The organism is Rhizobium sp. TH2 (genome assembly GCF_024707525.1).
GTDB lineage: Bacteria > Pseudomonadota > Alphaproteobacteria > Rhizobiales > Rhizobiaceae > Rhizobium_E.
The window spans coordinates 4234394-4246409 of the sequence record NZ_CP062231.1 but is presented as its reverse complement, the minus strand read 5'-3'; the positions used below and the strand labels follow the sequence as shown (position 1 = coordinate 4246409).

Sequence of the window (12016 nt, the reverse complement as noted above, 5' to 3'; positions counted from 1 at the left end):
CTGGTGGCCGGTGGTCATGCGTTCCCCGAGGCAGTTTTCTGCCTTCTTCGAAGATCGATTCTTCGCGGAAAACCGTTTAATTCGTGGTTAATTTTCAGGCGCTTGATCTCTATTATTTCAAATTTTATTGAATTTTTTAGTTACGGCGTGCTGTTGGGCAAATGGCGGTCCGGTCAAGGGCGTCGTATAAGGTCTCCATGAACAGCTTGATTCGAATAATCGGCATCGATCCCGGCCTTCGCCGGACGGGCTGGGGCGTCATCGAAACGCTCGGTAATTCCCTCAGATTCGTGGCATCCGGCACGGTCACATCCGACGACAAGGCCGACCTTGCGTCTCGGCTTTGCCAGCTCCATGACGGTTTGTCCGAGGTGCTGCATATACACAAGCCGGACGAAGCGGCTGTCGAGCAGACCTTCGTCAACAAGGATGCGGTCGCGACATTGAAGCTCGGCCAGGCGCGCGGCATCGCCATGCTGGTGCCGGCGCGGGCCGGCCTGCCGGTGGCGGAATATGCGCCGAATGCAGTCAAGAAGGCGGTGATCGGGGTCGGTCACGGCGAAAAGCAGCAGATCCATATGATGCTGAAAGTGCTGATGCCGAAGGCGCAGTTTATTGGCAATGACGCGGCCGATGCACTGGCCATTGCCATCTGCCACGCCCACCATATGGGTGGTGCCCGCGCGCGGCTGAAGATTGCCAGCCTTTGATTTGTTCTTGACTTGTTCTTTTTGGCGTGAGAAGTAATACCGCAGAGGTATTACCATGCGTGTGACGGAAAAAGGCCAGGTTACAATTCCCAAGGACATCCGGGACCATTTTGGCATCAAGCCGGGTTCGGAGGTCGAGTTCATTGCGTCCGAGAGGGGCGCGCTCCTCGTCAAATCCGATGCGACGACATCATCCGAACGCCGCCAGCGAATTGAGGACTGGGCAAAACAGGTCGAAGGGACGTTCGATCTGGATGGAATGACGACCGATGAGTACATGATATGGCTGCGAGGCGAGCGCGATGACCTCGACCCTCGTTGACACGAACGTGCTGATCGACATGCTCGGCCCGGCTAGCGGACACAGGGCGTGGTCACTGGGGGCGTTGGAGCATTGCCTTGAAGATGGCGTTCTCGTCGTCAATCCCGTCATCTGGGCCGAACTCGCGTCTTCACCTTTGTCGGAAGCCGAACTCTCATCAGTATTTGGCATGCTGGCGCTGAAGCGAGAGGCTCTCCCTTTCGAGGCGGCGTTCGCCGCGGGCAAGGCTCACCGGCGATACCGACTTGCAGGCGGACTTCGTGAACGGACGCTGCCGGATTTCTTTATCGGTGCGCATGCCGAGCTCAGTGGCCATCGCTTGCTGACGCGGGACGGACCAAGGTATTCAAGCTATTTCCCGACCATCGAACTGATCACACCCGAAACGCATCCTTGAAAGTGCTGGCATGATTGGAAAACTGAAAGGCACGATCGAGGAAATCGGTGAGGACTATGTGCTCGTCGATGTGCATGGCGTCTGCTATGTCGCCTTCTGCTCGTCGCGCACGCTCGGCCGCATCGGCTCCGTGGGTGAAGCAGCGGCGCTGTTCATCGAGACCTATGTGCGCGAGGACCAGCTCAAGCTTTTCGGCTTCATGACGGCGCTCGAGCGCGAGTGGTTCCGCCTGTTGCAGATCGTGCAGGGCGTCGGCTCGAAGGTGGCGCTCGCCGTGCTGTCGACGCTGACGCCCTCGGAACTTGCCAACGCCATCGCGCTCCAGGACAAGACGGCGATTTCGCGGGCGCCGGGCGTCGGGCCCAAGGTCGCGATCCGTATCCTGACCGAACTCAAGACCAAGGCGCCGGCATTCGCCGGCGAATCCATCAATATCGGCTTGAAGCAGGAGATCGGCGAAGGCGTCGCCGCCGCTCCCGTATCGGATGCGGTTTCGGCGCTCACCAATCTCGGTTATTCCCGCGACCAGGCGGCGAATGCGATTGCCGCGGCGCTGAAGAATGGCGGCGAGGGTGCGGATAGCGCAAAGCTGATCAGGTTGGGATTGAAGGAACTGGCGCGGTGATTGTTTAATGGCCTTTTTCTTACTATGATCTGTTTGGTAGGAATAAGAAGGAATTGTAAGAAATGGGCGCGTTTACCACGATGACCTCGAAAGGCCAGTTAACCATTCCTAAAGACGTTCGCGATGGTCTCAATCTATCGCCAGGAACCCGTTTCTACGTCACCATTCGCAAGGGACAGGTCGTTGCGGTGCCAAAGAACAAGAGTCTTGCGGATTTGGCAGGCATCCTTGGCCCGCCACCCAATGGAGTGTCGTTGACAGTTGAGGAAATGAATGAAGCTGTCATGGATGCGGTCGCCGCCGACGACCAGCGCATTGTGAAAGAATGGGCTAAGCGGAACAAATGATTGGCATCGATACCAACGTACTGGTCCGTTTCCTAGTCGATGACGATAAACGCCAGAACGAAAAGGCTCGCGCGTTTCTCTCCGCCCGGACAATCGAGAACCCCGCGTTCTTGAGCGCGGTGGCACTCGCGGAGACAGTGTGGGTTCTTCATCGGCGGTTGGAATATCCAATGTCCGATATCGTTGCGATGCTAAGGGCGCTGCTCGCGGCTGATAGTCTTTTCGTCGAACATACAGAGGAACTCGACGCGTTGATCAACGGCGACGATGAACCGGCAGGCGACCTTGCCGACCACCTCATCGCGTGGTCAGGTGCCAAAGCCGGGTGTTCGATGACCGTAACCTTTGATCGCGGGGCTGCCAAAACCGTCTCCGGTATGGAACTCCTGCAATGACCGGCCCCAATGCCCTGCTGACGCCCGAGCGGCGTGGCGACGATATCGATACGGCGCTCCGGCCGCAGTCGCTCGACGAGTTCACGGGCCAGGCGGAGGCCCGCGCCAATCTCAAGATATTCATCGAGGCGGCCAAGAATCGCGGCGAGGCGCTGGACCATGTGCTGTTCGTCGGCCCGCCCGGCCTCGGCAAGACGACGCTCGCCCAGATCATGGCGAAGGAACTCGGCGTCAATTTCCGTTCGACCTCGGGGCCTGTCATCGCCAAGGCGGGTGATCTCGCGGCACTGCTGACCAATCTCGAAGAGCGCGATGTGCTCTTCATCGATGAAATCCACCGGCTCAATCCGGCGGTCGAGGAAATCCTCTACCCCGCGATGGAGGATTACCAGCTCGACCTCATCATCGGCGAGGGCCCTGCAGCCCGGTCGGTGAAGATCGACCTTTCGAAATTCACGCTTGTCGCCGCGACGACCCGGCTCGGGCTGCTCACCAATCCGCTGCGCGACCGGTTCGGTATTCCGGTGCGGCTCAATTTCTATACCGTCGAGGAACTGGAACTCATCGTGCGCCGGGGTGCGCGTATCATGGGCCTGCCGATCACCGAGGAAGGTGCCAGGGAAATCGCGCGGCGCGCGCGGGGCACGCCGCGCATCGCCGGCCGGCTTCTGCGCCGGGTACGGGATTTCGCCGAGGTCGCACGGGCCGAGACGGTCGACCGGAAGGTTGCCGACGAGGCGCTGACCCGGCTCGATGTCGACCATATGGGTTTCGACCAGCTCGACCGGCGTTACCTCAACATGATTGCGATGAATTTCGGCGGCGGGCCGGTGGGGATCGAGACCATTTCGGCGGGCCTCTCCGAGCCGCGCGACGCGATCGAGGATATTATCGAGCCCTATCTCATCCAGCAGGGCTTCATCCAGCGTACACCGCGCGGCCGTGTTTTGACCGCAAATGCGTGGAAACATCTGGGCCTCAACCCGCCGCCAAACCTTGCAGCGACGCAGTTCGCGCTCTTCCAGGATGAGGATTGATTGCTCACACGTCGCGGGTTCCTGAAGTTCGTCCTGCGCGGTGCGATTCTTGCCGCGGCAATGGTTGGCTATCCGCTTTCCGAGGTCATGGCCCGTCCACGAATCCAGGAATACAAGCTCACGCCACCGAACTGGACGCCGGGGCTCAAGCTGAAAATCGCCGTCATCTCCGATATCCACGCTTGCGAGCCGTGGATGAGCGCGGAACGCATCAAAGGCATATGCGACCGGGCGAATGAACTCGATGCGGACCTGATCTTGCTGCTCGGCGATTATGTCAGCGGCATGAACTTCGTGACGGACTATGTCCATTCCCAGGACTGGTCGAAGGCCATGGCGGACCTCAAGGCACCGCTCGGCGTGCATGCGATCCTCGGCAATCACGATTATTGGGAGGACCTGACCTTCCAGCGTGACCCCTCGGTGACGACGTTCTCGGAGGCGGCACTGCGCAAGGTTGGCATTCCAGTTTACGTCAACGAGGCCGTCCGGCTCGAAAAGGACGGCCATCCGTTCTGGCTCGCGGGGTTGGGCGATCAGGCCGCCATGCGCCCAGGCCGGCGGTTCAACCGGACGAGATGGATGGGCATGGACAAGCTGCAGGCGACGCTCGCGCAGGTGACCGATATGGCGCCCCTGATCCTGCTCGCGCATGAGCCGGATATCTTCCCCCAAGTTCCACCGCGCGTCTGCCTCACGCTTTCCGGCCATACTCATGGGGGACAGATCAATGTCTTCGGCTGGAAGCCGGTCGTGCCGTCACGCTACGGCCCGCGTTATGCCGGCGGCCATGTCGTGGAAGACGGCATGCACATCATCGTCTCGCGCGGGCTCGGCTGCTCGATAGCGCCCGTGCGCTTTATGGCGCCGCCCGAGATCGTGCTGCTGGAACTCGGCTAGTCTGCCTTCGCGCCAGCGCGCCTCAGGTTGCCGAGCCACTGGCGCAGGCCTGGGCCGCCGAGCAGGAGATAGATACCGATCACCCAGCCCAGAAGGTTTTGCGGCACCTTCTCAATCGGATAGATCGATGCCGCCCCAGGAGTCAGGCTCACATAGTGCCACGCGGCCAAAAGGCCGACCGCTTCCGTCAGGGTGAGATGGAGAATGAACGCGCCCAGCGCACTGAACGCGATTGCCTGCAAGCCTGATTCCGTCACCGGCGTTTCGGGCACTGTTTCGACCGGTCCGGGAGCAAGGAAATCCACGATCTCGGCCGAGCCCCAGAAGATCAGCAGGAATGGGATCAGCAGGAAGGACGCGATGGCGATCTGCGGTAGCCATGAGGCTATCTCCACACCCGGCATCGTTGCTGCGACCGCCAGCATGTAGCCCGCGATCTGAAGCAGGAGCAGGATCGCGAAGAGCCGGAGTACGACGATCAGTCCGGAACGAATAGGCATTGTCATATCCTCTCGCTTGCCACTATAGCTGCCACGACTGCGGGTTTCCGCGCAGAGTCACTAATATCTCTACGGCTTGCCCATGATGAATATTCCCCTATCCGGCGCCCTGACACCAGAGGGTCACGTGCTGACCCAGCGGGTCTATTACGAGGACACGGATTTCTCGGGCGTGGTTTATCATGCTCGTTACCTGCATTTCATGGAACGCGGCCGCACGGATTATCTCCGCTGCCTCGGCGTCGACCAGGTGAAGATGCATGCCGCGGAGGGCGAGGGGCTCGCCTTCGTCGTCCATCGCATGGAAATCGAGTTCAAGGCATCGGCACGGATGGACGATATCCTGACTGTTGTCACGAAAACCGAAAGGGCACTGGCGGCAAAGCTCGTTCTCGGTCAGGAAATCCGCCTTGGTGACAAGGTGCTGATTGCCGCCCGCGTCACCATTGCCGTCATCAATCGTGGCGGCCGTCCCAGACGCCTGCCGGCCGCGATTGTAACAAGTTTCGGCCCATAGTGGATCCAAAACGTCATCACCACGTTACGAGTCTTGAATAGGTGTTCCCTTCGTAACAGCCATCGGCCGCTCTCCGTGCGAAAACAGATGCAACGGATGGGTTTGGCCCACTGGAAACGGGACAGCAAGAAGGTTCGAAACGATGCGCAAGATTCTGATGACAGCATTGGTAATCGGCATCGGCGCATTGGGTTTCGCGGCCGTTTCGCAGGCCGGCATGACGGTTCGCCTCGATACTGCCCAGAAGACCAGCCGCATCGAAGCCACGGTGGTTACCAAATATGTCCTGCCCGGCTGCCGCATCGAGAAAACGCTCAAATACGATTTCCATGGCAATCCTTATCTGAAGAAAGTCCGCATCTGCGCCTAACCCCGTTCGCCAAGGCGCAGATTGCCCTGAAGCCCGGTCCGCCGCCCTGCCGGACCGGGCTTCCTCCATTGTGAGAGGATGTCCGCAGTGGGGCCAATACAGCTATGATTTCCACTCGGATATGCGACGTTTGCCGCCCGGTGATACCACCGCGTCTAAGAAATCACTGCATTTCTCGTGATCTATTTCTCTACGTGACGCCTTTAGGACGTGTTGCGCAATTTCCGATGAGGAAGAATTGACGAGTATCAAGCCCACGCCATGTCGGACGCATTCGTCTTTTACGCGCCTCTCTTGTGCGGGATTTGACTTACGCCATGCTTCAGCGTCGACAGGGAAAACGACATAAGCTCGGGTAGCGGCGGCGACATGCGAGAGTGCTTCAAACACCGCGAGTACATTGGCGCTATCAGGTCGTTTTATTTCAAAAGTGACCACGTCAAATTCTGTACCCATTGTCCACGGGAATTTCTTGTGAGACACGAGGGTTAAATCGGGACGCGTCCACGGGCCTTCAATTTTTGAATTCCTTCGAGAGGTATTTTCTATATAAAAATGGTTCCTCTCATATCCTTCGCTTAGCCACAAAGCTTCTATGCTAGTCATAACCGTGTCGTAGTATGCCTCCTCTGGGACTACGTAATCCTTGAGGCCGCTGTACTTGTTATGGGCGTTCCACTTGATTATTTTTTGGGAGCATCCATAGTCCGCAGCCAACTGGAAAAGTTGATCTGACAGGCCCAACGTTCGCTTCAATTTTGTAGCGGTTACCGCTTCGTTTGCAGCCCCAATATGATGGACTATACGCTTAAGCGCTTCCAAAGCTGCCAAACTTGGCAGTGTATCATTGGCTCCCATGGTCTCCCCCCGACTCAATTGAGATAACATTGATACGTTGGCGACGTTTCTATGAAAAGTTGAAATTCTCGTCGATTGCCTTTACTGAGGCTCAATGTTTGCCGTAGCGGCATCTAGATTGGTTTGATCTTCCCACCTTCTTGCGGACTTCACATGCTCGACATCATCTTGCGCGGTATTCTGATCGGCATCGGCGGCACGGTCGCCATGGACATTTGGGCCGTCATTCTCTGGAAGGTATTTAAGGAAAACGCGCCGAACTGGGCGCCGGTCGGCCGATGGACATGGCATCTCAAAAACGGCGTGGTTTTTCACACGAACATCGCCAAGGCAGAGCCCTACGCACATGAACAGGCTCTCGGCTGGATCTTCCATTATGCCGTCGGCATCGTCTACGGCGTCGTGCTCGCCGTTTTCATGGGACGGTCATGGCTGGCATACCCCACCTTCATGCCGGCCTTCGTCTGGGGAATTGTCACGGTGTCCGCCGGATGGTTCCTGCTGCAGCCGGGCCTCGGCCTCGGACGGGCGGCATCGAAGACGCCCGATCCCATCAAGGCGCGGGCGATGAACCTGTTCGGGCACACCATATTCGCTGTTGGCATGTGGATCACGGCATTGCTGCTGAGCCAGGTGCGCTGAATTCAGAAAAAAGGGAAAAGTGCGATCCACAACATCCGATGGATGGTTCGATCCCTGGTGCCTACAAAGTAGGTGGGAACCGTGTGCCCCAGCCCACGGGCCGGAACAGGGACAGCTCCCTTAAGATCGAGTATGGCCCAAGGAAACATTTATCCTGTCAAGAGGCGCAGACCGCACACGCTATATAGTTGTTTTTTCGAGGAAACGAAAGGGGCAGACCGAGGCTTATTTCGCATTCACGCAGTCTCGCCGGTGCCATCCAGCTTGGCGGCGATCGACCGGACCTGGCTGGTCAATTCGCTCAGCATGCCGGCGAGTGCCTGGTCGCTTTTTTCGGCGACGGAGGCTGAACCCTCGCGATGCTTCTTCATGCCTTCGAGTTCCTGCTCGATCTGGCCTATGCGGCGGTTCGCCTCGGAGAGCTCGTCCATGACCATGATCGACGCCATGACCGTGAGCCTCAGATCGCCGATCTCGCCGAACTGGGTCTTGAGGTGGCCGACGTAACGGTCGAAATTCTGCGCCAGTCCCTCGAGATGGGCTTCCTGGCCTTCCTCGCACGCCATGCGATAGGCCTTGCCGTCGATCGTCACAATTACCTGGGCCATATCTGCTTTCCAATGAATTCAACGATCGAGAACCGCGCGGATTGTTTCCATCGCCGTTACCAGACGGCGGGAGACCTCGCGGTTGACTTCTTCAAGCCGGTTGGCCCGGAATTCGGACTGGTCGAGATCCTGCGCAAGGCGAGACCGGTCCGCATGGACGCGGCGAATCTCCTGCTCCATTTCGGAGGAATCCCTCTCGCGCTCGAAGCGCTGGTCGATTGAGCGATCAAGTGCGCCCAACGCGTCGCGAAGCTCTTCGATCGCCGTCTTGACCGCCGTCCCTGCGGGCATCGTTATCAAACCCATCGCACCTTTACGAATCGACCGGCTGCGGGCCGAACCTTCTTACGCGATAGTATTGGAAGGTTTCGGCCCGCGTCAATCAATCAAAGCGACGTAGAATCAGGCAATTCTGTGGAAGACTTGCAGTGCTTCCTCGCGGTGGTTAATGGCGCGGGGCAAATCATGGCTGCGCGGCAGGCGCAATTTTTGCCGGGAGCTCCGCCAAAGCTGGGCCGAATTGATTGACAGCCTGCGTCCAACTGCTATGTCTCCCGTCGGTTTAAGGCAGCCTGCGGGTTGCCCTTCACGAACACCGGAGCCGGCGACAAAGATCATGACATCACGCGAACAACACGACCGGATGGCGAATGCGATCCGTTTCCTTTCCATGGATGCCGTCGAGAAGGCGAATTCCGGTCACCCGGGCCTGCCCATGGGGGCGGCCGACGTGGCCACGGTGCTGTTCACGAAATATTTGAAATTCGATCCGAAGGCGCCGCACTGGCCCGATCGCGACCGCTTCATCCTGTCGGCCGGCCACGGTTCGATGCTGCTCTATTCGGTTCTCTACCTCACCGGTTACGCGGATATGGGCATTGAGGACCTCAAGCAGTTCCGCCAGCTCCATTCCAAGACCGCCGGCCATCCGGAATACGGCCACGCGACCGGTATCGAGACGACCACCGGCCCGCTCGGCCAGGGTCTTGCCAATTCGGTGGGTTTTGCCATTGCCGAGCGCAAGCTGGAGGAGGAGTTCGGCTCCGACCTCCAGAGCCACTACACCTATGTGCTGGCCGGCGACGGCTGCCTGATGGAGGGCATCAGCCATGAGGCGATCGCGCTGGCCGGTCACCTGAAGCTCAACAAGCTGATCCTCTTCTGGGACAACAATTCGATCACCATCGACGGTGCGGTGTCGCTGTCGGATTCGACCGACCAGATCGCCCGCTTCAAGTCGGTGCATTGGAACACGATCGAAATCGACGGCCACGATCCGGAGGCGATCGCCTCGGCCATCGAGCAGGCCCACAAATCCGACAAGCCGACCTTCATCGCCTGCAAGACGACGATCGGTTTCGGCGCCCCGAACAAGGCCGGCACCCACAAGGTCCATGGCTCGCCGCTCGGCGCCGAGGAAATCGCCGCGACCCGCGTGGCGCTCGACTGGCCGTGGGAAGCCTTCGTCATTCCAGACGAGATCCTGAAGCCCTGGCGTGAAGCCGGCGGCCGTGGCGCGTCCGCGCGGAAGGAATGGGAAGGCCGTCTTGCTGCTTCGTCGCACAAAGCCGAATTCGAGCGCCGTTTTGCCGGCGACCTGCCGAAGGGCTTCGATGCCGCGATCAACGATCACAAGCGCAAGCTTGCCGAATCCAAGGCTGGTGTCGCGACCCGCAAGGCGTCCGAGGATGTGCTGGAAGTCGTCAACGGCTTCCTGCCCGAAACGCTGGGCGGCTCGGCCGACCTGACGCCATCCAACAACACCAAGACCAGCCAGATGAAGTCGATCACGCCGACCGATTTCAGCGGCCGCTACATGCATTGGGGCATCCGCGAGCACGGCATGGCCGCGGCGATGAATGGCGTTGCACTGCATGGCGGTCTCATTCCCTATGGTGGTGGCTTCCTGATCTTCTCGGATTATTGCCGCCCCCCGATCCGGCTTGCCTCGCTGATGGGCATTCGCGTCATCCATGTGCTGACGCATGACTCGATCGGCCTCGGCGAAGACGGTCCGACCCACCAGCCCGTGGAGCAGATGGCTGCCCTGCGCGCCATTCCGGGGCTCGTCATGTTCCGCCCGGCGGACGCGACCGAAACGGCAGAATGCTGGCAGCTGGCGCTTGAAGCCAAGAAGCATCCTTCGGGCCTGGCGCTGACCCGCCAGAACCTGATCGCGGCACGCACGTCCTTTACGGAAGAAAATCTGTCGGCCAAGGGCGCCTATGTGCTCTCCGATGCCACTGACGCTCCGGTAACGATCTTCGCCGCTGGTTCGGAAGTCGAAATCGCCCTCAAGGCGAAGGAATTGCTCGGCGCCAAGGGCATCGCTGCCCGCGTCGTCTCGGTGCCCGCTTTTGAGCTGTTCGACAAGCAGTCGGCGGAATATCAGGCATCGGTTATCGGCACATCCAAGGTGAAGATCGCGGTCGAAGCCGGCGTGCGACAGGGCTGGGATCAGTTCATCGGCAACGATGGCGGCTTTGTCGGGATGAAGAGTTTCGGCGCTTCGGCCCCCTACAAGGACCTCTACAATTATTTCGGCATTACGCCGGAAGCGGTTGTCGCGCTTGCCGAAAAGAAGCTCGCATAAATCGATTGAAATGCATCAAAAGGGGCGCTAAACAAGCGCCTCGATAAGGTTGACCAGGAGAAACACACCATGGCAGTCAAGGTAGCTATCAACGGATTCGGCCGCATCGGCCGCAACGTGCTGCGCGCGATTTACGAATCCGGCCGCAAGGACATCGACGTCGTTGCCGTCAACGATCTCGGCCCGGTCGAGACCAATGCGCACCTGATGCGATTTGACTCGGTGCATGGCCGCTTCCCGCATGAAGTGAAGGTCGACGGCGACGTGATCTCGGTCGGTTCCGAGAGCTTCAAGGTCTATGCCGAGCGTGATCCGGGCAAGCTGCCTTGGGGCGACCTCGGCATCGATATCGTGATGGAATGCACGGGCATCTTCACGGCGAAGGACAAGGCGGCGATCCATCTTTCGGCAGGCGCCAAGCGCGTTCTCGTCTCCGCGCCGTCCGAAGGCGCCGACAAGACGATCGTCTACGGCGTCAACCACGACACGCTGACGAGGGAAGATCTCGTCGTCTCCAACGCGTCCTGCACCACCAACTGCCTGGCGCCTGTCGTCGATGTCCTGCATTCGGCATTCGGCATCGAGCGCGGCATGATGACGACGATCCATTCCTATACCGGCGACCAGCCGACGCTGGACACGATGCACAAGGATCTCTATCGCGGCCGCGCCGCGGCGCTCAGCCAGATCCCGACGTCGACCGGTGCCGCAAAGGCGATCGGCCTCGTCATTCCGGCGCTGAAGGGCAAGCTCGACGGTATTTCCGTGCGCGTGCCCACCCCGAACGTGTCGCTCGTCGATTTCAAGTTCGTCGCTTCGAAGTCGGTGACCGTGAAGGACATCAACGACGCGCTGATCGCCGCCGCCGATGGCCGCCTCAAGAACGTGCTGGCCTATACCAACCATCCGAACGTCTCGATCGACTTCAACCACGATCCGCATTCCTCGACCGTGGCGCTCGACCAGACCAAGGTCATGGACGGTTCGCTGGTTTCGGTTCTGGCGTGGTACGACAACGAGTGGGGCTTCTCCAACCGCATGTCCGACACCGCTATAGCGATGGCCAAGCTGATCTGAACTTTCTAAAATTCAGAAGATGATTCCAGAGGCGGGCAATTTTTGCCCGCCTTTTTTCTTTTTCCGTTTGTCTTCGCCGCATTCTTGTCCATATATATAGTTTCAATAATGCGTAGCC

17 protein-coding genes are annotated in these 12016 nt (G+C 59.1%); 13 read left to right on the top strand and 4 right to left on the bottom strand.

The features are described from left to right. Positions 1-197: 197 nt before the first annotated feature. The 8 genes from ruvC to IHQ71_RS21005 all read left to right on the top strand — a co-directional run bounded on the left by ruvC (position 198) and on the right by IHQ71_RS21005 (position 4733). Entirely contained in the window at positions 198-710 is a 513-nt protein-coding gene (ruvC, locus tag IHQ71_RS21040) for a crossover junction endodeoxyribonuclease RuvC (RefSeq protein ID WP_258158380.1), read from the top strand. A 55-nt stretch (positions 711-765) separates the two neighbouring features. After that, positions 766-1032, top strand: a complete 267-nt coding sequence (locus IHQ71_RS21035; RefSeq protein WP_258158379.1) for an AbrB/MazE/SpoVT family DNA-binding domain-containing protein — start codon at positions 766-768, stop codon at positions 1030-1032. After that, the gene (locus IHQ71_RS21030; protein WP_258158378.1) at positions 1013-1429 is read left to right on the top strand and encodes a type II toxin-antitoxin system VapC family toxin; all 417 of its coding nucleotides are present in this window, start codon (positions 1013-1015) and stop codon (positions 1427-1429) included. Before IHQ71_RS21035 ends, IHQ71_RS21030 begins: the two co-directional genes overlap by 20 nt. Before the next feature lie 10 nt (positions 1430-1439). Beyond that, positions 1440-2054: a Holliday junction branch migration protein RuvA gene (ruvA, locus tag IHQ71_RS21025; protein ID WP_258158377.1), complete on the top strand. Its 615-nt coding sequence runs from the start codon at positions 1440-1442 to the stop codon at positions 2052-2054. A gap of 62 nt (positions 2055-2116) precedes the next feature. Continuing rightward, a complete protein-coding gene (locus IHQ71_RS21020) occupies positions 2117-2401 on the top strand; it encodes an AbrB/MazE/SpoVT family DNA-binding domain-containing protein (RefSeq protein WP_258158376.1) in 285 nt (94 codons plus the stop codon). Then, entirely contained in the window at positions 2398-2796 is a 399-nt protein-coding gene (locus tag IHQ71_RS21015; RefSeq protein ID WP_258158375.1) for a PIN domain-containing protein, read from the top strand. Before IHQ71_RS21020 ends, IHQ71_RS21015 begins: the two co-directional genes overlap by 4 nt. Further along, positions 2793-3833, top strand: a complete 1041-nt coding sequence (ruvB, locus tag IHQ71_RS21010) for a Holliday junction branch migration DNA helicase RuvB (RefSeq protein ID WP_258158374.1) — start codon at positions 2793-2795, stop codon at positions 3831-3833. The genes IHQ71_RS21015 and ruvB overlap by 4 nt, the downstream gene beginning before the upstream one ends. Then, entirely contained in the window at positions 3834-4733 is a 900-nt protein-coding gene (locus tag IHQ71_RS21005; protein WP_258158373.1) for a metallophosphoesterase, read from the top strand. Here the strand turns inward: IHQ71_RS21005 and IHQ71_RS21000 are convergent. Then, positions 4730-5233 (bottom strand): hypothetical protein, encoded by a 504-nt coding sequence (locus IHQ71_RS21000; protein WP_258158372.1) that lies wholly within the window; start codon positions 5231-5233, stop codon positions 4730-4732. The two genes, IHQ71_RS21005 and IHQ71_RS21000, sit on opposite strands and share 4 nt — an antisense overlap. A gap of 82 nt (positions 5234-5315) precedes the next feature. Here IHQ71_RS21000 and ybgC point away from each other — a divergent pair, with 82 nt between their 5' ends. Both ybgC and IHQ71_RS20990 read left to right on the top strand, forming a co-directional pair. Continuing rightward, positions 5316-5750, top strand: coding sequence for a tol-pal system-associated acyl-CoA thioesterase (gene ybgC, locus IHQ71_RS20995; RefSeq protein ID WP_308737865.1), 435 nt, complete (start codon positions 5316-5318; stop codon positions 5748-5750). Positions 5751-5907: 157 nt separating this feature from the next. Beyond that, the gene (locus IHQ71_RS20990; protein WP_258158371.1) at positions 5908-6120 is read left to right on the top strand and encodes a hypothetical protein; all 213 of its coding nucleotides are present in this window, start codon (positions 5908-5910) and stop codon (positions 6118-6120) included. 102 nt (positions 6121-6222) lie between these two features. Here the strand turns inward: IHQ71_RS20990 and IHQ71_RS20985 are convergent, their stop codons facing one another. Next, on the bottom strand, positions 6223-6978 hold the full coding sequence (locus IHQ71_RS20985) for a hypothetical protein (RefSeq protein WP_258158370.1): 756 nt from the start codon (positions 6976-6978) through the stop codon (positions 6223-6225). Positions 6979-7131: 153 nt separating this feature from the next. On the opposite strand from IHQ71_RS20985, the gene IHQ71_RS20980 reads away from it, so the two are divergent. Next, the gene (locus IHQ71_RS20980; protein WP_258158369.1) at positions 7132-7620 is read left to right on the top strand and encodes a DUF2938 domain-containing protein; all 489 of its coding nucleotides are present in this window, start codon (positions 7132-7134) and stop codon (positions 7618-7620) included. 236 nt (positions 7621-7856) lie between these two features. Here the strand turns inward: IHQ71_RS20980 and IHQ71_RS20975 are convergent, their stop codons facing one another. Together IHQ71_RS20975 and IHQ71_RS20970 are read right to left on the bottom strand one after the other, a co-directional pair. Further along, on the bottom strand, positions 7857-8228 hold the full coding sequence (locus IHQ71_RS20975; RefSeq protein WP_258158368.1) for a cell division protein ZapA: 372 nt from the start codon (positions 8226-8228) through the stop codon (positions 7857-7859). 18 nt (positions 8229-8246) lie between these two features. After that, positions 8247-8519, bottom strand: coding sequence for a DUF4164 domain-containing protein (locus tag IHQ71_RS20970; protein ID WP_258158367.1), 273 nt, complete (start codon positions 8517-8519; stop codon positions 8247-8249). Between the two features lie 325 nt (positions 8520-8844). Here IHQ71_RS20970 and tkt point away from each other — a divergent pair, with 325 nt between their 5' ends. Both tkt and gap read left to right on the top strand, forming a co-directional pair. Further along, on the top strand, positions 8845-10821 hold the full coding sequence (gene tkt, locus IHQ71_RS20965; protein ID WP_258158366.1) for a transketolase: 1977 nt from the start codon (positions 8845-8847) through the stop codon (positions 10819-10821). A gap of 69 nt (positions 10822-10890) precedes the next feature. Next, positions 10891-11898: a type I glyceraldehyde-3-phosphate dehydrogenase gene (gene gap, locus IHQ71_RS20960; RefSeq protein WP_258158365.1), complete on the top strand. Its 1008-nt coding sequence runs from the start codon at positions 10891-10893 to the stop codon at positions 11896-11898. The last annotated feature ends 118 nt before the right edge of the window (positions 11899-12016 follow it).

Coding starts and splice junctions, on each gene's coding strand:
- IHQ71_RS20970 (WP_258158367.1), bottom strand. CDS start 8,519: ATGCCCGCAGGGACGGCGGTCAAGACGGCGATCGAAGAGCTTCGCGAC.
- ybgC (WP_308737865.1), top strand. CDS start 5,316: ATGATGAATATTCCCCTATCCGGCGCCCTGACACCAGAGGGTCACGTG.
- ruvB (WP_258158374.1), top strand. CDS start 2,793: ATGACCGGCCCCAATGCCCTGCTGACGCCCGAGCGGCGTGGCGACGAT.
- IHQ71_RS21035 (WP_258158379.1), top strand. CDS start 766: ATGCGTGTGACGGAAAAAGGCCAGGTTACAATTCCCAAGGACATCCGG.
- IHQ71_RS21000 (WP_258158372.1), bottom strand. CDS start 5,233: ATGCCTATTCGTTCCGGACTGATCGTCGTACTCCGGCTCTTCGCGATC.
- tkt (WP_258158366.1), top strand. CDS start 8,845: ATGACATCACGCGAACAACACGACCGGATGGCGAATGCGATCCGTTTC.
- IHQ71_RS20990 (WP_258158371.1), top strand. CDS start 5,908: ATGACAGCATTGGTAATCGGCATCGGCGCATTGGGTTTCGCGGCCGTT.
- IHQ71_RS20985 (WP_258158370.1), bottom strand. CDS start 6,978: ATGGGAGCCAATGATACACTGCCAAGTTTGGCAGCTTTGGAAGCGCTT.
- IHQ71_RS21020 (WP_258158376.1), top strand. CDS start 2,117: ATGGGCGCGTTTACCACGATGACCTCGAAAGGCCAGTTAACCATTCCT.
- IHQ71_RS21015 (WP_258158375.1), top strand. CDS start 2,398: ATGATTGGCATCGATACCAACGTACTGGTCCGTTTCCTAGTCGATGAC.
- ruvA (WP_258158377.1), top strand. CDS start 1,440: ATGATTGGAAAACTGAAAGGCACGATCGAGGAAATCGGTGAGGACTAT.
- IHQ71_RS20980 (WP_258158369.1), top strand. CDS start 7,132: ATGCTCGACATCATCTTGCGCGGTATTCTGATCGGCATCGGCGGCACG.
- gap (WP_258158365.1), top strand. CDS start 10,891: ATGGCAGTCAAGGTAGCTATCAACGGATTCGGCCGCATCGGCCGCAAC.
- ruvC (WP_258158380.1), top strand. CDS start 198: ATGAACAGCTTGATTCGAATAATCGGCATCGATCCCGGCCTTCGCCGG.
- IHQ71_RS20975 (WP_258158368.1), bottom strand. CDS start 8,228: ATGGCCCAGGTAATTGTGACGATCGACGGCAAGGCCTATCGCATGGCG.
- IHQ71_RS21030 (WP_258158378.1), top strand. CDS start 1,013: ATGACCTCGACCCTCGTTGACACGAACGTGCTGATCGACATGCTCGGC.